Here is a 17,377-nt window from a genome sequence, read left to right as displayed (position 1 = left end):
ATGACTGACGTGTTCGCCAAGGTGGCCCTGGGGCCGCTGTTACTCGCCCAGGGCCTGTACACCCGCTGGGTCACCCCCAGGTTGCCGGAGGCCGAAGGCCCGCGCCAAGGCAGGCACGCCGACGCCAGCGGGCCGGCCCTGCGCCTGTTGATCCTCGGCGACTCCGCGGCGGCGGGCGTGGGCGCCCTTACCCAGGACGAGGCGATCGCCGGCCGGCTGGTGGCTGGCCTCGCCGGCGACTTCCAGCTGTCATGGCAGCTGCGGGCACAGTCCGGGCTGGACTCGCGACAGTTGTTCCAGCTGTTGGAGGACAGCCCGGCCGAGCCCTTCGATGTGGCCCTGGTGTCCATCGGCGTCAACGACGTCACCAGCCGCATCGCCGCGGCCGAATGGCAGGCGCGGATCTCACGCCTGATCGCACTCTTGAGCGAGCGCTTCGAGGCCCGGCATATCGTCTTCCTGCCCGTGCCACCCATGCACCTGTTCCCCGCCCTGCCCCAGCCGCTGCGCTGGTACCTGGGCCTCAGGGCCCGGCGCTTCAACAGCCTGCTGGTCGAACTGCTGGCCGGCCAGGATCGTTGCGCATTGCTGGCGACCCGCTTCCAGCCGGCCGCCAGCCTGATGGCCGGGGACGGCTTCCACCCTTCCCCGGCGCTCTACCAGATCCTCGCGGATGAAGCGGCGCGGGTCATTCGCCAGCGTTGCAGCCGCTAAGCCGCTCCCCCTCTCCCACACATCCGCACCCGCCCTGGACGCCGGCCAACAAACTCCGGGGTTTCGCGTATGGTGCCCGGCGGCGTGCCCGATATCATTTGCTGGCCGGTTCGCAGCAGCCTGCCGGCGCCGAACCGACGCCCTGACGTTCACCTCGATACCCAACGGACCCCATACCTTATGCCCGCATCCACGCTTGCCGGTGGACGGCGTTCGAGCAGCTTTTTGTTTTGCCTGGCGCTGTCCTTGATGGTGCCCCTGATGAACAGCAGTGCTCCGACGCCGCTCTACCCCTTCTACAAAGAGCAGTTCGACCTGAGCGCGCTGGACCTGACGCTGATTTTCGGCGCCTATGGCATTGGTGTACTGATCGCCCTGGTGGCCATGGCGCGGGTCGCCGGCAGTGTCAGCGACCTGCGCCGCCTGTTCGTCCCCGCCAGCCTGCTGGTGCTGGTGGGGGCCGCGACCTTTGCCCACGGCACCGCCCTGGGCCCGTTGTGCACGGCGCGGTTGCTGGCCGGCCTCGGGTCGGGGGTGATGACCGCGGTGGTGAATATGGCGCTGGTGCGTTTCAACCCGGGGCACAACGACAAGTTGCCGGCCCTGGTGGCGACCCTGGCGATGGTCTCGGGCCTGGCCCTGGGGCCGCTGGTCAGCGGCGCGGCGTTGCAGCTGGACCTGCGTCCCCTGGCAGCGCCCTTCTGGCTGATCGCCGCGCTCGGCCTGGCTTCGGCGGTCGCGACCCTGATCCTCTGGCCATCCCGGGCGGCCAGCGATGCGGCGGCACCCGCGGTGGCAAACACCCGCCCGGCCAGCCTCAGGCAAGCCTTGCGCGGCATCGGCCTGCCCTTTCACCTGTGCGCCTGGAGCGTGTTCTTCAGCTGGTCCTTCGCCGCCTGCGTGTTCGTGATCGGCCCGCAGGTGGCGCAGCAGGTGTTCGGCCTGGAGGACCGCGGAATCTTTGGTTATGTGGTCTCGGCCTATCTGCTGATCGCCGGTATCAGCCAGCTCTGTTGCCAGCGCATGGACGCGCGCCAGGCGCTGCTCAGCGGTTGGCTGTGCCAATGCCTGGCATTGCTGGTCCTGCTCCTGGCCTGCTACAGCCAGGCCCTGTACCTCGCCCTGCCGGGGCTGGCGATCGGTGGCTATGCCTATGGCGCGCTGTTCGTCGGCAATGCCCGCCTGGTCAACCAGCTGGCGCCCCGGCACAGCCACGGCAAATTGATTGCGTATTTCTACGCCACCGTCTACCTGTTCAACGCCACGCCGGTGCCCATGGGTTTGCTGGTGGACGCCTGCGGCATCGTCACCGCCAGCAACCTCGCGCTCGGGCTGTTCCTGGTCATTGGCCTGGCCTTGTTCGCCTTGGCTCGCCGTACGCGTTTTGTCGCAGGCGCCGAGCACGCGTGATCGGGGCTGGTGAGCGGCGTTCAGAAACCTTTGCCGAAGACGGACAGAACGCACCCTCGAAGGCCCTGTCCCTAGCGGCTAACCACTCGTCGTACGCCGCCGAACAAATTTCAACTTTTGAAAAATCCCGGCACTCCCAATTAGTGCTTGCTGCAACGGCGAGCGAAATTCAATCGACCAGGAGGTAGCGAATCATGGCTAACACCGGACATTCCAATCCCGGGAATTTTGCCAACGATCGTCAAAAAGCATCCGAAGCCGGCAGGAAAGGTGGCCAGGCATCGGGTGGTAACGTTGCCCACGACCGGCAGAAAGCATCGGACGCCAACAAGAAAGGCGGCCAGCCCGGCGGCGCCCGTGGAGGTCGTAGCTGATCGTTGAGCCTTACCTGCGAGGGCCTGGGCCCTTGCTTTCATGCCGGGCCACCGCGGCCCGGCCTTTCGAGGAGAAGCATGATGAAGATCTCTGAAGTCATGACCCGTAACGTACAGACCGCACGCCCCGAACAGACGCTGCGGGAAGTCGCCAACATGATGGCCAGCATCGACAGCGGCGCGATCCTGGTGAACAACGAGGACCGGCTGGTCGGCATGATCACCGACCGCGATATCGTCATTCGTGCCGTGGCCAAGGGCCAAAGCTGCGATATGCCGATCAGCAGCGTCATGAGCAATGACATTCGCTATTGCTTCGACGACCAGGAGGTCGACGAAGTGGCCCGCAACATGGCCGATATCCAGCTGCGGCGCCTGCCGGTGGTCAATCGCCAGAAACGCCTGGTGGGCGTGGTGTCCCTGGGCAATATCGTCAAGGCCCACGATAGCCAGGCCAACAGCACGGTGCTGCAGGGCGTGGCCAAGGCCCATTGATAGCCTGGACCCAGACGGCAGTGGCCGAGCGGCCACGGCCGGTATCTACCCGGTGGGCCGGCGCAATGGCGAGGCAGCCGTCGGCCCCGGGTTCTGTCGTCGCCCGGCGTGATCTCAACGCCGGACCTTCACCACGGCCATCAGCAGCGCCGAAGACAGCACGCCGAGGGTCATGAACACATAGGCCGCCCCGGGATTGCCGGTAAGGCCGATCAGATAGCCGACGATCCACGAACCGACAAAGGCCCCCAGCGCGCCGCAGGCGTTGATCAGGCCGATCGCCCCGCCGAACACATTGGCCGGGAGCACTTCCGGGATCAGCGCGAAAAACGGTCCGTAAGGCGCGTAGAGCGCGGCGCCGGCGACGGTCAGCAAGGCGAACGACAGCCAGAAGTGGGATGGCCCCAGCAAGTACGAACAGAAGAACGCCAGCGCGCCCACCCCCAGCAGCGGCCAGACAAACGACTTGCGCCGCCCGGAGCGGTCCGATGCCCAGGACACCGCGAGCATGGCGGCGACGGCGGCGACATAAGGCACCGCGCTCAGCCAGCCGACCGTGACAATGTCCGTGGCGGCCGCCTGCTTGATGATGGTCGGCAGCCACATGATGAAACCGTAGACGCCGATGCTCCATAAGGCATGCACGGCACAGAGCTGGATCACCACCGGGCTGGTGAAGGCCTGGCGATAGTTGCGCACCGCCTTCAGGCCTTTCTGCTCTTCGGCGAGGATGGCGGCCAAGCGGTCTTTTTCCTGCCGGCTGAGCCAGTCGACCTGCTCGGGCTTGTCCCGCGCCAGGCGCCACCAGACAAACGCCCACAGCACCGCCGGCGCGCCTTCGATGACGAACATCTCGCGCCAGCCCCAGGCATGAATCAGGTAGCCCGAGACCACCGACATCCACAGCACGGTGATCGGGTTGCCCAGCACCAGGAAGGTATTGGCCCGCGAACGCTCCTGGCGGGTGAACCAGTTGCTGATGAAGATCAGCATCGCCGGCATCACCGCGGCTTCGACTATGCCCAGCGACACCCGGATCACCATCAGCATCGGGATATTGGTCACCAGGCCGGTGGCCATCGCACACAGGCCCCACAGGATCAGGCTGCAGAACACCAGCTTGCGCACGCTGTAGCGCTGCGCGTAGATGGCGCCGGGCACCTGGAAGAAGAAGTAGCCGAGGAAGAACAAGGCGCCGATCAGTGACGAGGTGCTCTTGCTGATGCCCAGGTCCTGCTCGATGCCCGCCGCACTGGCGAAGCCATAGTTGGCCCGGTCCAGATAGGCCAGGCTGTAGGTGATGAAGATCAGCGGGATCAGGTACAGCCAGCGCCTGGGCGCGAAGCCCGTGGCGGTGGTTGGCGCATGCCCGGCCTGGTCGCGGGTGTGCGGCGGCAGTGCCGGTTCGTTGAGATGGCTCATGGGTGTCCCCTGTTTGTTGTTGTTTTTCAGGTACGGCTGCAGGGCTCAAACGACGCTGGTCAATCCTCCGTCGACAAAGATCGTCTGGCCATTGATGAAGTCCGAGGCCGCCGAGGCCAGGAACACCGCCGTGCCGCACAGTTCCTCGACCCGGCCCCAGCGCCCGGCCGGCGTGCGTTTGCACAGCCATTGGGAAAACCCCTGGTCGTCGATCAGCGCCCGGTTCATTTCGGTCGCGAAATAGCCCGGGGCCAGGCCGTTGGCCTGGATGCCATGGCGCGCCCATTCGGCGCACATGCCTTGGGTGAGCATCTTCACCGCGCCCTTGGACGCCGCGTACGGGGCGATGCTCGGCCGGGCCAGCGCGCTCTGCACCGAGCAGATGTTGATGATCTTGCCGCGGCGCCGGCCGATCATGTGCCGCGCCACGGCCTGGGACACATGGAACACCCCGTCCAGGTTGACCCGCATCAGCGCGTGCCAGTCCTCGGCGGCGAAATCCTCCAGCGGTGCGCGCCGCTGGATGCCGGCGTTGTTCACCAGGATGTCGATGGCCCCGACCTGCGCCTCGAAGGTGTCTATGGCCTCGAACAGCCCGGCGCGATCGGTGACGTCGAACACCGCGATCTCCGCGCCGATGCCCTCGTCGCGCAACTGCCGGGCAGCGGCCTGGGCCTTGTCTCTATTACGATCGTTGATCACCACCTTGGCGCCGGCGGCGCCCAGGCCCCGGGCCAGTTCCAGGCCAATGCCCTTGCCTGAACCGGTGATCAGGGCCCTTCTCCCATCCAGCTGGAAACAACCGGGATTGAATGACATGCTTTTCTCCGCAAGACGGCCGCGTTTTTTTAAATGGGCCTTGCGGGCACTTCAACGCAGCTGGCGGGTGCTGTCCAATCGTCATTGGTGATCTGGTAATCAATCCTCGTGATCACTGCCTCGAATCGCTTTCAGCCTGGAGTCGCCCGATGGAAATCAAACACCTGCGCTCGTTCGTGACCCTGGCAGAGGAGCTGCATTTCGGCCGCGCGGCGCAACGGCTGGCCATCGTCCAGCCAGCCTTGAGCATGCAGATCAAGCTGCTGGAGGAGGAATTGGGCGTGCGCCTGTTCGAACGCAACCGCCACGCCGTGGCGCTGACCGAGGTCGGGGCGATCTTCCTGCCCGAGGCCCGCGCGACCTTGCATCAGGCGGCTCATGCGATGGATGTGGCCAGGGCTTCGGGCCGTGGGGAAATCGGCCGCGTGCGCCTGGGGTTCGTTTCCTCGGTACTGCCGGAGTTCCTGCCGACGCTGATCCGCGCCCTGCATCAGCGCTTCCCGCGTATCGAGCTGGAACTCAAGGACATGCCGGGGCCGGACCAGGCCACGGCGCTGAAAAACGGCCAGCTGGACTTCGGCCTGATGCGCCTGCCGGCGATCATTCCCGGCATCCAGACCCGGGAGGTGTTGCAGGAGCGTTTCATGGTCGCGCTGCCCAGCGATCATCCGCTGGCCTCGCGCGCCACCCTGCAACCGGCGGCGCTGGCGCAACTGCCGGTGTTGATCCTGGCCAGGCGTTACGCCCCGGGCTTTCACGATCAACTGATGCAAGTGCTGAACAGCCATGGCCGGCAACTGGAAGTTGCCGCGGAACTGGGCGAGTTCACCACCATGCTCGCCCTGGTGTCCGCCGGGCTCGGCATTGGCTTGCTGCCCGCCCACGCCGGGCGCGCATTACCCGCCAACGTCGTGGTCCGCCCCCTGGAACTGGGGGATTACCGGGCGAGCACCGGCCTGGCCTGGGTGGAGCTGGACAATGCCCTGAAAAGCACCGTGTTCGGGGTGATCGGCGACGTGTTCTTTCAGGGCCGCGGGCAATGATTTTCGGCGACAACCCTGGACCGAGGATTTCCTCCTGGCAGCCCCGCTCCAGGATTATCGGCATGCTAAAGTCGGTTCAAATTTGCCAATCGTCCAAAAAGGTGCCCCATGGATCCGCTTTCCGGTGTCCTTTCGCTGCTGAGAATCCGTAACTACCATTCGGCGGCCTTGAAGCTGGGCGGCGACTGGGCCTTCGACTTTCCCAGCCGGGCCGGCATCAAGTTCACGGCCGTGGTCAAGGGCAGCTGCTGGGTCAAGGTTAGTGGCGAACAAGCGCCGCAGCACCTCCAGCAAGGCGACTGCTTCCTGATGACCCGGGGCCTGCCCTTTACCTTGTCCAGCGATCTGTCCGTGCCGGCCATGGATTCCGCAGGCTTCTTTCAAACCCCGGCCCCGGACGAACTCACCCTCGATTACGGCGGCGACGATGTGCAACTGGTGGGCGGGCGTTTCGACTTCAGCGGTATTCCTACCCGGTTCCTGCTCAGTACCCTGCCCTCGCTGGTGCATGTGCAGGGCCACTCGCCGCAGGCGTCGATCCTGCGCTGGGCGCTGGAACGCTTTACCGCCGAGCTGCAACAGCAGCGGCCCGGCCGCTCGCTGATGAACGAGCACCTGGCGCACATCATGCTGGTCGAGGTGCTGCGGGCCCACCTCGCGGCCCTGGAACGCAACGGCCTGGACCGCGATGACATGGGCTGGTTTTTCGGCCTGGCGGACCGCAACCTCTGCGCCGCCCTGAGCGCCCTGCACGCCGCTCCGGCGCGACGCTGGACAGTCGAGCAGCTGGCGCGGCTGGCGGCCATGTCGCGCTCGGCCTTTGCCCTGCGCTTCAAGCAGATCGTCGGCGCCGCGCCGATGGAATACCTGACCCACTGGCGCATGCTGCTGGCCGGCGATCGCCTGAGAAACTCCAGCGACTCGGTGGCGACCATCGCGTTTTCCCTGGGCTATGAATCGGAGAGCGCCTTCAGCACCGCGTTCAAGCGGGTCATGTCGCACTCGCCACGCCAGTACCAGCGCGAGCAGTCGGCCACCGTCGAGGCTGATTCCAAGGCTGATTCCAAGGTTTAGTGCAGACCGCCGCCGATCACCAGGATCTCGCCGGTGATCCACCCGGCGTCACTGGACGCGAGGAAGGCCACCGCGGGGGCGATGTCCTCGGGCTTGCCGATCCGCCCCAGGGGGGTGATGGCTTCGATCTTCTGCCGGAAGGCATCCTCGAAAAAGCCGCTGGCATGCACGCCTTCGGTGACCACCAGCCCGGGGTTGACCGAGTTGACCCGGATGTTCTTCGGCCCCAGTTCGTTGGCCAGGGTCCTGGTGATGGCGTCCACCGCACCTTTGGAGGCGGTGTAGACCGTCGAATGGGCCGGGGTGAACGAGGTGACGCTGGAGCTGATGTTGACGATGCTGCCGCCGTCCGGGTTGAACACCCCGACCGCTTCGCGGGTGCACTGAATCAGGCCCAGGACGTTGAGGTTGAACTGGCGGTGGAACTCCTGCTCATCGATCTCGGCCAGGGGCGCGGTGGAATAGACACCGGCGTTGTTCACCAGGATATCGAGATGGCCGTGCTCATGGACGATGGCCTTGAACAGCGCCTTCACTTCCAGGGCATTGGCGACATCCGCCTGGATGGCATGGGCGCGACCGCCCGCCTGCAGGACCTCTTCGACCACCCGCTCGGCCTCTTCGCGCCCGCGGCTGTAGTTGACGATCACCGTGGCGCCGTCCCTGGCCAGCTGCTTGGCGATGGCGGCGCCGATACCTTTGGACGAGCCGGTGACCAGGGCGATTTTCTTGTGCAGTCTTTTCATTCTCGTGTGCTTCTCTTGCAGGTTCAGAAACGCTGACCAGGCCTTGAACAACTGGCCTTTGGTCGACGAACCCAGCTTATGAGCGACGCCACGAACGGGTAATAGCCGGTCCTCCAAAATAGCTTCGCCATCGTCCAGAGACGCGGCGACCCTTTGCACCACCGCTTCTTCGATGGCCCGCTCATAAGCTGCAGGGCGTGGCCAAGGCCCATTGATATCCTGGCCACAGCCGGTGTTTACCGGTGGGCTGATGGCATCCAGGCGTTGACTGGCCGACCTTCGGTCCCCAGGCGGGAACGCCCTCTCTTCGGCGACGTCTTCTCTGTATCGACCCTGGCAATTCAGATCCTCTACCTGGAAGGAGGCTGCGCCATGAACCCACGCAAAGGCCGGCAGGAGATCTCCGGGCGTGGCAAGGAGCCCGTCAGTAGGCTCCAGGCGCTGCTGCGCCGCTACGCCGAACCCTTGCCCGCCCTCGAGTCCGCGGCTTTCGGCGAGCTGTTCGACCGTTATGCCGACGCCAGGGTGGTGCTGATCGGCGAAGCCAGCCACGGCACCCGCGAGTTCTATCAAGCCCGCGCGGCCATCAGCCAACGGCTGATCACCCACCACGGCTTCGGCATCGTCGCCATCGAGGCCGACTGGCCCGACGCCGGACACATCGACCGGCATGTGCGCGATCTGGGCCCGCCCACCGCCGGGCAGCAGGCGTTCAGCCGCTTTCCGAGCTGGATGTGGCGCAACGTCGAGGTGTGCGACTTCATCCGTTGGCTGCACCGCCACAATCGCCCCCTGCCCGCGCAGCAGCGCGTCGAGTTTCGTGGGCTGGATGTCTACAGCCTGCGCAATTCCATCAGCGAAGTGCTGGCCTACCTCGATCGCACCGACGCCCGGCTGGCGCATGAAGCACGTCACCGTTATGGCTGCCTGACGCCCTGGCAGGACGACCCGGCGCTGTATGGCCATTTCGTCGAGCGCGGGCACGAGGCTTCCTGCGAGGAAGCGGTGGTCCAGCAGTTGAACACCTTGTTGAGCGAACGCCTTGCCAGCAATCCTGAAGCGCTGTTCAGCGCCACCCAGAATGCCCGGGTCGTACGCTCTGCCGAACAGTACTACCGGGCTATGTACCGAAGCTCGGCCGCCTCCTGGAACCTGCGCGACAAGCACATGTTCGATACCTTGCAAGCCTTGCTCACGCACCGTGGCGCGGGCGCCAAGGCGGTGGTCTGGGCGCATAACTCGCACATCGGCAACGCGGCGGCGACCGACATGGGCTGGCGCGGCGAATTCAACATCGGCCAGCTGTGCCGCACGGCCTACGGCGACGCTGCGGTGCTGATCGGCATGAGCACCGACCGCGGCCAGGTGGTGGCCGCTGATAACTGGGACGGTGACATGGGGGTCAAGGAGGTGCGGCCTTCCCTTGCGGACAGCTGGGAGCAGCAGTTTCTCCAGGCGGGCATTCCCGCCTCGCTGACCGACTGGCGCGCCCCCGAGCGCGAAGACCTGCGCCAGGCGCTATCCGAGCCGCTGCTGGAGCGGGCGATCGGCGTCATCTACCGGCCCGCGACGGAGCGCCAGAGCCATTATTTCCAGGCGGTGCTGGGCGAGCAGTTCGATGCGCTGGTCTGGCATGAAACAACCGGCGCCGTTACCCCGCTGCCGGTGGCGAGTGGTCTCAGTCATGAAGAAGACACCTTTCCTTTCGGGGTATAGGCCTCCCCCTTGGCGATAAAGAACCCCAGCGAGGGCCCCGCCATGAATCCTGAATCGCACTATCCGAAAGCATCCACATCGGCCTCTGGGACCGTCGCCGAAGAACGCCCCGGGCAGCCGGACCCTGGCGACAAGGAAGAACAGAGCCATGGCCTCGATGACGCCGCCACGCCTGGCCCTGCGCAAGGCAATGAGCAGGAGGCCGAGGACATCGCCAGGAAAATCGCCGAGATAGAAAGGAAGGTCGCCGATGGCAACTGAGCCCCTCGGCCTGGCAGCACTCAGCGCCCCTGCGGCTCTTCGAGCATGCGCTTGGGGTGCATGCCATTGACCATGCCCATGAACGGCGCGTGGATCGAGTACCCCAGCATGCGCTGGATGTGTTCGCTGCATTGCCGGGCGACATGGCGCGGGGTCGACAGGATGAAGTTCTCCTGCTGGCGCGCCCAGGGTTCGCAGTACTGCGCCGTCAGCGCCAGGCGTGGCGCGCCGCTGCGATTGGCGCCACCGCCGTGCCAGAGGGTGCCGAGGAAAAACACCACCGAGCCCTTGGGCATGACCACCGGCAGCACGGCGGCCTGTTCGGCGGCGGTGGGCAGGCGCCCGTCCCACAGATGGCTGCCGGGAATCACCACGGTGGCGCCGTTGTCGCCGGTGAAGTCGTCCAGGGCCATGATCGTCGCCGCGCCATAGGCCGGCCGCGGGCGGGCCATGGGATAGAAGGCATCGTCGTAATGCAGGTGCTGGGCGCACTCGCCCGGCAGGATATTGATCGCCTGCAGCTGCGACAGCAGGTAATTGGGCGCCAGGAGTCGGTCCAGCAGGCCCAGGATCAGCGGGTGCTCCACCAGCCCATCGCAGACCCGCGTTTTCGCAATCACCGCGTACAACCGCTGGGTGCGTGCGCCCTCGAACGAGTTGCGCCCGGTCTGGCAGAAACGTCCCAGCAGATCCTCGCGCATGCGACTAACCTGCTGCTCATCGAACAGCCGTTCGAGCACCACGAAGCCGTCGCGTTGCAGGCGGGCCATCAGCTCGTCGAGCTGCACCGCGGGCACGGCGGGCTGGGTACCGGCGGTCGATCGATAGGTCCTGGCGCATCCGCTGCTCATATAGTCGTGCCGCTCGGGCAAGGTTGTGGTTGTCATCGACTGGCTCCTTGGGAGTGGGTCGTATCAATCTGCAGGACGCCGGAGTGGCCGCCAATGACGCTTTGCCTCAACTGACATGACCCGCCCTTACCCGCACTGGATCGTCGCCCCGACCATTCCCGCGCGTTTTGTGCGCGAGATGCTGGGGCAACTGCGTCTCGACGCCGACGCACGCGCCGCGCTGCTCGAACGCTGCGACTTGCCCAGGGAGGCCCTGCGCGACGGCTATCGCGTGGCGCCGCTCAACTACCGCGCCTTGAGTCGCCTGGCCGTGGGCGTCGGCGCCGACGAAGCCTTGGGGTTCTTCGCCCGCACCGTGCCGCCGGGCAGCTTCGAGCAATTGCTGCGGCTGCTGGTGCATCTGCCGACCCTGGCCGATGCCTTCGAAGAGGCCGCGCGCTTCTACAAGCTGTTCGACGATTCGCCGCCCTGGCGCCTGGAAAAGCACGCCAGGATTGCCCGCCTGGTGCTGACGCCGCGCCCCGGGGCGCAAACCGACTCGGTGCTCTGGCCGCATATGCTGCTGTTGGCGCTCTGGCACACCGGCAGCTGGCTCACCGGCGAAACCCTGCCGCTGCGGCGGATCGTCCTGCCCGGGCACCTCGGCGCCTTCACCGCGCAAACGCGCTTTCTGTTCGGCCGCCAACCGGCTTTCGCCGCGCAGCCATGGCTGGAGCTGCCGGCGGTAAACCTGCAGGCGCCGCTGATGCGCCGGCCGTCGGAAGCGGCGCGCTTCGCCCGCCACCTGTTGCCGGCGGTGATCGCCCCCGGCCCGCTGGCCAGCTTCGAAGCCCACCTGCGCGCCTTGCTGTGCGCCGCCGAGCCCTTTGCCGGACTGTCGGAACTCGAGGCGGCCAGGGCCCTGGGCATTTCGCGGCAGACCCTGGCCCGCCGCCTGGCGGCGCTCGGCGTGACCTTCCTCGGGGTGCGCGATGAATTGCGCCGGGACCTGGCCTGCACCCTGCTCGCCCGCGGCTCGGTGAGCGTCGCCAAATTGGCCGAACGCCTGGGCTACTCGGAACCCAGCGCCTTCCAGCGCGCCTTCAAACAGTGGACCGGGCTGCCACCGGGGGCCTATCGTGGCGGCCGGCGCTGAGCGGCTGGTTTCCCCTTAGGGATTTTTTCACCGCCCCCGTTCTCGAACGCCGCGTAAACCGGCATGCTGCGCCACCCTGATCGCCACGGCAGCGGGCCGCCCACCGGGGAATTTATGCCGCGATGGCGCGGTCTATGCTCGTCAGGGCTGGTGAACAGCAAAAGAGGACATGACAGATGCGGCGAGTGAGACAGAACCGCTGGGGGATGGGGCTGTTGGCCCTGTTGCTGTGTATTGCGCTGCCGGCCTTCGCGGCCCCGGCGTCCGGGCCGCAGAGTGTTGCCCGCAATCAGCTGCCGCTGCTGGCCGAGGGCGCGGATCTTGAGCAGCTCAACGACCGGCTGGAGCTGATCCGCCAGAGCGTGTCGGCGAGCGGTAACGACGACCTGCTCTCGGACCTGCGCCAGGCCGCGCTGCAAGTGCAGAAGCAGGCCGACAGCCTGATCGCCCTGCGCGCCACCGATATCGAGCGCCTGGACGACCAACTCAAGGTCCTCGGCCCACCGTTGCCCGACGAAGCGCCCAGCCTGACCAGCCAGCGCCAGGTGCTGAGCGCGCAGAAGGACAACCTGCTCGACGAAGAGCGCCAGGCCAACCTGCTCAGCCAGTCCGGCCGCGACCTCGCCGCGCAGATCATCAACCTGCGGCGCAGCCTGTTCAATTCGCAGATCAGCACCCGCTCGGCGAGCCCCCTCAGCCCGGCCTTCTGGTCCACGCTGATCCGCCCGACCGAGGATGACCTCGGACGCCTGAACCGTCTCTCCGACGAAGTCTGGACCGCATTCGATACGGCGCTTGCCCCCGGCAATCGCGGGCTGTTCATTACCACGCTGGTCATCGCGGCGCTGATCTGGGTGGTCGGCCGGCGCCTGCTGGAACGCCTGGCGATCTGGTCGATGATCCGCTGGCTGCCCGAAGGCCGCCTGCGCCGCAGCGCCCTGGCGCTGACCGTGGGGCTGGCGACCATCGTCACCATCAATGCCGCCGCCTCGCTGCTGCGCTGGGGGCTGGTCAACAGCGCGACGCTGAGCGCCGATGTGCTCAACCTGATCGGCCAGTGGCTGACCCTGCTGATTTTCTGCTCCTTCATCGTCGGCCTCGGCCGCGCCATGTTGATGTTGTCGCGGCCGTCCTGGCGCCTGCCGCCGATTCCCGATCAGATCGCCACGGCCCTGGGGCCGTTCCCGCTGATCCTCGCGCTGGCGCTGCTGCTCACCGCCGGCGAGGAACGGATCAACAGCGTGATCGCCAGCAGCCTGGCCCTGACCGTAGCGGTCAACGGCCTGACAGCGCTGGTCACCGCGCTGATCTTTTTCTTCGCCCTGCTGCGCCATCGCCGTACCCGCCGGCGCTTCGAGCTGGAGCGCCCCACCGGCATCGCCGGGCTGCTGCCCTTCATCGTGGCGGTCTGGGTGGCGGTGATCCTGCTGTCGCTGCTCAGCGGCTACCTGAGCCTGGCGTACTTCCTCACCGTCAAGCTGCTGTGGATCAGCGTGGTGACCACCAGCGCCTACCTGCTGATCGCCTGCTTCGGCGACCTCTGCGAAACCCTGCTGTCGCCCAAGCAGCCCGGCGGCCTGGCGCTGGCGGCGGCCCTGGGCCTGTCGCCGCGCCACCAGGCCCAGGCCACCACCGTGCTGGCGGGCATCGGCCGGACCCTGCTGCTGTTCACCGCGGCCCTGCTGGCCTTCATGCCGTCCGGCTCGAGCCCGGGGGAACTGCTGGAAGGCTTTGCCCAACTGGATGTCAGCGGCCGGTCCCTGGGCAACCTCAACATCGTGCCCCAGGACCTGCTGCTGGCGGCGGCGTTCCTGGTCGGCGGGATGTTCGCCGTGCGTGTGCTCAAGCGCTGGCTGAGCGAGCGGCTGCTGCCGGAAACCAACATGGACGCCGGCATGCGTGCCTCGCTGGTGACCCTGGTCGGCTACATCGGCTTTGTCCTGCTGGCGATCGTGGTGATGTCGACCCTGCGGATCAACCTGACCAACCTGACATGGGTGGTCAGCGCCCTGTCGGTGGGTATCGGTTTCGGCCTGCAGGCCATCGTGCAGAACTTCATTTCCGGGTTGATCCTGCTCACCGAGCGGCCGGTGAAGGTCGGCGACTGGGTCAGCCTGGCCGGGGTCGAGGGCGATATCCGGCGGATCAACGTGCGCGCCACGGAAATCCAGATGTCCGACCGTTCCACGGTGATCGTGCCGAACTCGCAGTTCATCTCGCAGAACGTGCGCAACGTGACCATGGACAACGCCCTGGGCGTGGTCGGCATCACCCTCACCCTGCCCCTGGAAACCGATGTGTTGCAGGTGCGCGAGCTGTTGCTGCAGGCCTATGCCGAGCACGAGGCGATTCTCAAGGCGCCGGCGACCTCGGTATCGTTCAAGGACCTGACCAGCAACGGCCTGATCATCAGCGTCAGCGGCTACGTCGGCAGCCCGCGCTCGGTGTCCGGCGCCCGCAGCGACCTGCTGTTCACCATCCTCGGGCGCCTGCGCGAAGTGGGCATCGCCCTGTCGTCGCCGCAGAACCTGATGCTGATCAGCGACAGCCAGGACAAGGCGGCTGGCGAGCCACCGGCCCAGCCTAGCGCATGAACCGGCCCCTGCAGGGCGCACCGCCGGCGAGCGTCCTGTTTTTTATCTTGCGATGGAAAGCACTGAGCTATCGTGGCTAAGGCCCTGGCAACTTTTTCAACGAGCGGCAACTGTCATCGAGGAACCCGACGACAGCCCTGTTTCACTCCCGGCAAGACAAGGAACACCATGGACGGAAAACCCGACATCAGCCCCGAAGACATTGCCCTGGAGTCGAAACGACTTCCCGCACTGGCGGTCACCATCGCCTTCCTGATGGTGGTCGCGGTGTCGATTCTCAGCATCTATGGCATCCAGGTCATCAACAGCAAGGCCCATGAACTGGCGCAAGCCCGGCTGATCTCCGGCAACCTGGCCCTGTCCATGGCACAACAGGCGACCGATACCTTCGACGAAGCCAACCTGATTCTCGAAGAGCTGATCGAGCGCCTCGACGACCTGTCGCCCCAGGCCCTGGAAAAAACCCAGAAGCTGCTGAAAAAGCGCGTGTTCACCACCGAACAGTTGCACGGCCTGTTCTTCTATGACCGGGAAGGCAACTGGGTGCTCACCTCGTTCGACTACAAGCCGCCAAAGGCGAACAACTCGGACCGCGACTACTTCAAGTTCCACCGCGAGAATGCAACCCTGTCCCCCAGGGTCGGCGCGGCCCTGCGCAGCAAGACCACGGGCGACTGGGTGATCCCGTTCTCGCGCCGGGTCAACGACGCCCAGGGCAACTTCAAGGGCGTGGTGCTGGCGACCATCAAGATGGAGTACTTCGACAAGTTCTTCGATCGTTTCAGCATCGACGACAAGGGCGCGATCTTTCTCGCCCTGCCCCAGGGCACGATCATCGCCAGGCGGCCGTTCGACGAGAAGCTCATCGGTGCGTCCCTGGCCCGGGGCGAAATCTTCTCCGTGCACATACCCCGTGCCCCCGCGGACACGGTCATGGTCAAGTCGATCATCGACGGCGTCGACCGCCTGTTCGGCTATCGGGTGCTGTACAAGTACCCGCTGGTGGTGGCGGCGGCCAATTCCCAGGAGTCCATTCTCAGCAACTGGCGCGCCGATACCTACCAGCTGACCGCGATGATCGCCGTGGTGCTGCTGATCAATCTGCTGGTCGGCATCCTGTTGTTCAAACAGGTGCGCAAGGGCCTGCGGGTGGAAAGCCATTTGAAGAAAGCCCGCTCGGTGCTGGAGACCCTGGTGTTGCAGGATGGCCTGACCGGCCTGGCCAACCGCCGGCACCTGGAGCGCAACCTGGAACTGGAGTGGCTGCGTGCGGCCCGGCAGCGCTCGTCGATCAGCCTGATCATGCTCGATATCGACCACTTCAAGAGCTTCAACGACCGCTATGGCCATGTGGCGGGCGACCATTGCATCTGCGCCGTCAGCCGAGCCATCAGCCAGTGCGTGCAGCGCCCCTCGGACCTGGCGGTGCGCTACGGCGGCGAAGAGTTCGCGGTGCTGCTGCCGGACACCGAGCCTGGCGGCGCCTACGTGCTGGCCGAGAGCATCCGCCTGGCGGTACAGGAACTGGCGATCGAGCATGTCGACAACCCCGGCGGCGTCGTGACCATCAGCCTCGGCGTCTACAGCTGCGTGCCCGCCACGCCCGAGTTCAAGACCCTCTTGATGCAGGCCGACTCGGCGCTGTACATGGCCAAGCGCGCGGGGCGCAACCAGACCGTGCCGACCTTGTAAGCGGCTCTAAGCGGCAAGCTCTGAGCGGCAAGCGGCAAGCTGCAAGAACTACAAGCTCTAAGCTTGCCGCTTCAGACTCCGCGTTCCTCCAGCAGGCGCACGAAGTGGGTCAGGCTGCGCGATACCGTGCCGCGGCGCCAGATCAGCCAGGTCTGCAGGAACCGGAACGGCTGCGCCAGCTGCCAGATGCTCACCGTGCTGCAGCCCGGCATGCTTTCCAGCATGCTGCGCGGCATCAGCGCCAGGCCGGCGCCGGCACTGACGCAGGCCAGCATGCCGTGGTAGGACTCCAGTTCGTGGATCTTGCCGGGCACCGCGCCATCCTCGCTGAACCAGCGTTCGAAGTGATGACGGTAGGAGCAGTTGGCGCGAAAGGCGTAGATGCTCTCGCCGTTGACGTCGCGCCCGCGGTTGATGGGCGCATGCCCCAGCGGCGCGATGATGAGCATTTCCTCGTCGAACACCGGCACGCCTTCCAGGCTCGGGTGCAGCACCGGGCCATCGACGAAGGCCGCGGTCAGGCGCCCGGACAGCACGCCATCGATCATGGTCCCGGAGGGGCCGGTGGACAGGTCCAGCTCGACCTTGACGTGCTTCTGGTTATAGGCCGCCAGCAAGGCCGGAATCCGCACCGCCGCCGTGCTCTCCAGGGAGCCGAGGGAGAACGGGCCCTGGGGTTCTTCGCCAGCGACCGTCAGCCGCGCTTCCTGCACCAGGTCGAGAATGCGCCGGGCGTAGTCGAGGAAACTCCAGCCGGCCGGCGACAGGCGCAGGCGGCTTTTCTCGCGGATAAACAGCTCCACCCCCAAATCCTGCTCCAGCTGCTTGATACGCGTGGTCAGGTTGGATGGCACCCGGTGGATGAGTTGCGCCGCGGCGCTGATGCTGCCCTGCTCGGCCACCGCCTTGAAGATTTCCAGCTGCACCAGGTCCATCTCATTCTCCAAACGTGAAAGATAGGCTCTTTATTATTCAGTTTTCATAAGCCCTGTACCAGCCTAACCTGCGACCATTCCCCAGCCCACAGGACG

Annotated in this window: 16 protein-coding genes; 11 read left to right on the top strand and 5 right to left on the bottom strand. The window is 65.9% G+C overall.

The window, feature by feature from the left end; genetic code table 11:
• The 4 genes from AC07Y9_RS16355 (at position 1) to AC07Y9_RS16340 (ending at position 2,993) form a co-directional block, all read left to right on the top strand.
• Complete coding sequence (locus AC07Y9_RS16355) at positions 1-714, top strand: SGNH/GDSL hydrolase family protein (RefSeq protein WP_102679747.1); 714 nt, start codon at positions 1-3, stop codon at positions 712-714.
• A 180-nt stretch (positions 715-894) separates the two neighbouring features.
• Complete coding sequence (locus AC07Y9_RS16350) at positions 895-2,124, top strand: MFS transporter (protein WP_102679797.1); 1,230 nt, start codon at positions 895-897, stop codon at positions 2,122-2,124.
• A 194-nt stretch (positions 2,125-2,318) separates the two neighbouring features.
• Positions 2,319-2,498 (top strand): con-10 family general stress protein, encoded by a 180-nt coding sequence (locus AC07Y9_RS16345; protein WP_102679748.1) that lies wholly within the window; start codon positions 2,319-2,321, stop codon positions 2,496-2,498.
• Between the two features lie 81 nt (positions 2,499-2,579).
• Complete coding sequence (locus AC07Y9_RS16340; RefSeq protein WP_007925499.1) at positions 2,580-2,993, top strand: CBS domain-containing protein; 414 nt, start codon at positions 2,580-2,582, stop codon at positions 2,991-2,993.
• 114 nt (positions 2,994-3,107) lie between these two features.
• Here AC07Y9_RS16340 and AC07Y9_RS16335 read toward each other — a convergent pair whose 3' ends face one another.
• The gene (locus tag AC07Y9_RS16335; RefSeq protein WP_102679749.1) at positions 3,108-4,415 is read right to left on the bottom strand and encodes an MFS transporter; all 1,308 of its coding nucleotides are present in this window, start codon (positions 4,413-4,415) and stop codon (positions 3,108-3,110) included.
• Positions 4,416-4,460: 45 nt separating this feature from the next.
• A complete protein-coding gene (locus AC07Y9_RS16330) occupies positions 4,461-5,234 on the bottom strand; it encodes an SDR family NAD(P)-dependent oxidoreductase (protein WP_102679750.1) in 774 nt (257 codons plus the stop codon).
• Positions 5,235-5,383: 149 nt separating this feature from the next.
• Here AC07Y9_RS16330 and AC07Y9_RS16325 point away from each other — a divergent pair, with 149 nt between their 5' ends.
• Positions 5,384-6,277, top strand: coding sequence for a LysR family transcriptional regulator (locus AC07Y9_RS16325; RefSeq protein WP_102679751.1), 894 nt, complete (start codon positions 5,384-5,386; stop codon positions 6,275-6,277).
• Positions 6,278-6,385: 108 nt separating this feature from the next.
• Positions 6,386-7,351, top strand: a complete 966-nt coding sequence (locus tag AC07Y9_RS16320) for an AraC family transcriptional regulator (protein WP_102679752.1) — start codon at positions 6,386-6,388, stop codon at positions 7,349-7,351.
• Here AC07Y9_RS16320 and AC07Y9_RS16315 read toward each other — a convergent pair.
• Positions 7,348-8,097 (bottom strand): SDR family NAD(P)-dependent oxidoreductase, encoded by a 750-nt coding sequence (locus AC07Y9_RS16315; protein WP_007925493.1) that lies wholly within the window; start codon positions 8,095-8,097, stop codon positions 7,348-7,350. The genes AC07Y9_RS16320 and AC07Y9_RS16315 overlap by 4 nt on opposite strands.
• 372 nt (positions 8,098-8,469) lie before the next feature.
• Here AC07Y9_RS16315 and AC07Y9_RS16310 point away from each other — a divergent pair, with 372 nt between their 5' ends.
• A complete protein-coding gene (locus AC07Y9_RS16310) occupies positions 8,470-9,813 on the top strand; it encodes an erythromycin esterase family protein (RefSeq protein WP_102679753.1) in 1,344 nt (447 codons plus the stop codon).
• 42 nt (positions 9,814-9,855) lie between these two features.
• The gene (locus AC07Y9_RS16305; RefSeq protein WP_102679754.1) at positions 9,856-10,074 is read left to right on the top strand and encodes a hypothetical protein; all 219 of its coding nucleotides are present in this window, start codon (positions 9,856-9,858) and stop codon (positions 10,072-10,074) included.
• A 20-nt stretch (positions 10,075-10,094) separates the two neighbouring features.
• Here the strand turns inward: AC07Y9_RS16305 and AC07Y9_RS16300 are convergent, their stop codons facing one another.
• Positions 10,095-10,961 (bottom strand): phytanoyl-CoA dioxygenase family protein, encoded by an 867-nt coding sequence (locus AC07Y9_RS16300; RefSeq protein ID WP_102679755.1) that lies wholly within the window; start codon positions 10,959-10,961, stop codon positions 10,095-10,097.
• Between the two features lie 79 nt (positions 10,962-11,040).
• On the opposite strand from AC07Y9_RS16300, the gene AC07Y9_RS16295 reads away from it, so the two are divergent.
• The 3 genes from AC07Y9_RS16295 to AC07Y9_RS16285 all read left to right on the top strand — a co-directional run bounded on the left by AC07Y9_RS16295 (position 11,041) and on the right by AC07Y9_RS16285 (position 16,346).
• Positions 11,041-12,060 carry a helix-turn-helix domain-containing protein gene (locus AC07Y9_RS16295; RefSeq protein ID WP_102679756.1) on the top strand — a complete coding sequence of 340 codons (1,020 nt, stop codon included), beginning with the start codon at positions 11,041-11,043 and terminating at the stop codon, positions 12,058-12,060.
• Positions 12,061-12,236: 176 nt separating this feature from the next.
• Positions 12,237-14,654 carry a DUF3772 domain-containing protein gene (locus AC07Y9_RS16290; RefSeq protein ID WP_102679757.1) on the top strand — a complete coding sequence of 806 codons (2,418 nt, stop codon included), beginning with the start codon at positions 12,237-12,239 and terminating at the stop codon, positions 14,652-14,654.
• Positions 14,655-14,822: 168 nt separating this feature from the next.
• Positions 14,823-16,346, top strand: coding sequence for a sensor domain-containing diguanylate cyclase (locus AC07Y9_RS16285; protein WP_102679758.1), 1,524 nt, complete (start codon positions 14,823-14,825; stop codon positions 16,344-16,346).
• 71 nt (positions 16,347-16,417) lie between these two features.
• Here AC07Y9_RS16285 and ptrR read toward each other — a convergent pair whose 3' ends face one another.
• Positions 16,418-17,281 carry a putrescine utilization regulator PtrR gene (ptrR, locus tag AC07Y9_RS16280; protein ID WP_102679759.1) on the bottom strand — a complete coding sequence of 288 codons (864 nt, stop codon included), beginning with the start codon at positions 17,279-17,281 and terminating at the stop codon, positions 16,418-16,420.
• Positions 17,282-17,377 lie beyond the last annotated feature (96 nt).

The sequence above is a fragment of the Pseudomonas sp. GW456-L12 genome (assembly GCF_059424045.1).
The sequence above is the reverse complement of the archived record's forward strand: the minus strand, read 5'-3'. Positions and strand labels throughout refer to the sequence as shown.

Bases quoted from the DNA above. Each gene is read 5' to 3' on its own strand.
- AC07Y9_RS16355 (WP_102679747.1), top strand. From the start codon at position 1: ATGACTGACGTGTTCGCCAAGGTGGCCCTGGGGCCGCTGTTACTCGCC.
- AC07Y9_RS16350 (WP_102679797.1), top strand. From the start codon at position 895: ATGCCCGCATCCACGCTTGCCGGTGGACGGCGTTCGAGCAGCTTTTTG.
- AC07Y9_RS16345 (WP_102679748.1), top strand. From the start codon at position 2,319: ATGGCTAACACCGGACATTCCAATCCCGGGAATTTTGCCAACGATCGT.
- AC07Y9_RS16340 (WP_007925499.1), top strand. From the start codon at position 2,580: ATGAAGATCTCTGAAGTCATGACCCGTAACGTACAGACCGCACGCCCC.
- AC07Y9_RS16335 (WP_102679749.1), bottom strand. From the start codon at position 4,415: ATGAGCCATCTCAACGAACCGGCACTGCCGCCGCACACCCGCGACCAG.
- AC07Y9_RS16330 (WP_102679750.1), bottom strand. From the start codon at position 5,234: ATGTCATTCAATCCCGGTTGTTTCCAGCTGGATGGGAGAAGGGCCCTG.
- AC07Y9_RS16325 (WP_102679751.1), top strand. From the start codon at position 5,384: ATGGAAATCAAACACCTGCGCTCGTTCGTGACCCTGGCAGAGGAGCTG.
- AC07Y9_RS16320 (WP_102679752.1), top strand. From the start codon at position 6,386: ATGGATCCGCTTTCCGGTGTCCTTTCGCTGCTGAGAATCCGTAACTAC.
- AC07Y9_RS16315 (WP_007925493.1), bottom strand. From the start codon at position 8,097: ATGAAAAGACTGCACAAGAAAATCGCCCTGGTCACCGGCTCGTCCAAA.
- AC07Y9_RS16310 (WP_102679753.1), top strand. From the start codon at position 8,470: ATGAACCCACGCAAAGGCCGGCAGGAGATCTCCGGGCGTGGCAAGGAG.
- AC07Y9_RS16305 (WP_102679754.1), top strand. From the start codon at position 9,856: ATGAATCCTGAATCGCACTATCCGAAAGCATCCACATCGGCCTCTGGG.
- AC07Y9_RS16300 (WP_102679755.1), bottom strand. From the start codon at position 10,961: ATGACAACCACAACCTTGCCCGAGCGGCACGACTATATGAGCAGCGGA.
- AC07Y9_RS16295 (WP_102679756.1), top strand. From the start codon at position 11,041: ATGACCCGCCCTTACCCGCACTGGATCGTCGCCCCGACCATTCCCGCG.
- AC07Y9_RS16290 (WP_102679757.1), top strand. From the start codon at position 12,237: ATGCGGCGAGTGAGACAGAACCGCTGGGGGATGGGGCTGTTGGCCCTG.
- AC07Y9_RS16285 (WP_102679758.1), top strand. From the start codon at position 14,823: ATGGACGGAAAACCCGACATCAGCCCCGAAGACATTGCCCTGGAGTCG.
- ptrR (WP_102679759.1), bottom strand. From the start codon at position 17,281: ATGGACCTGGTGCAGCTGGAAATCTTCAAGGCGGTGGCCGAGCAGGGC.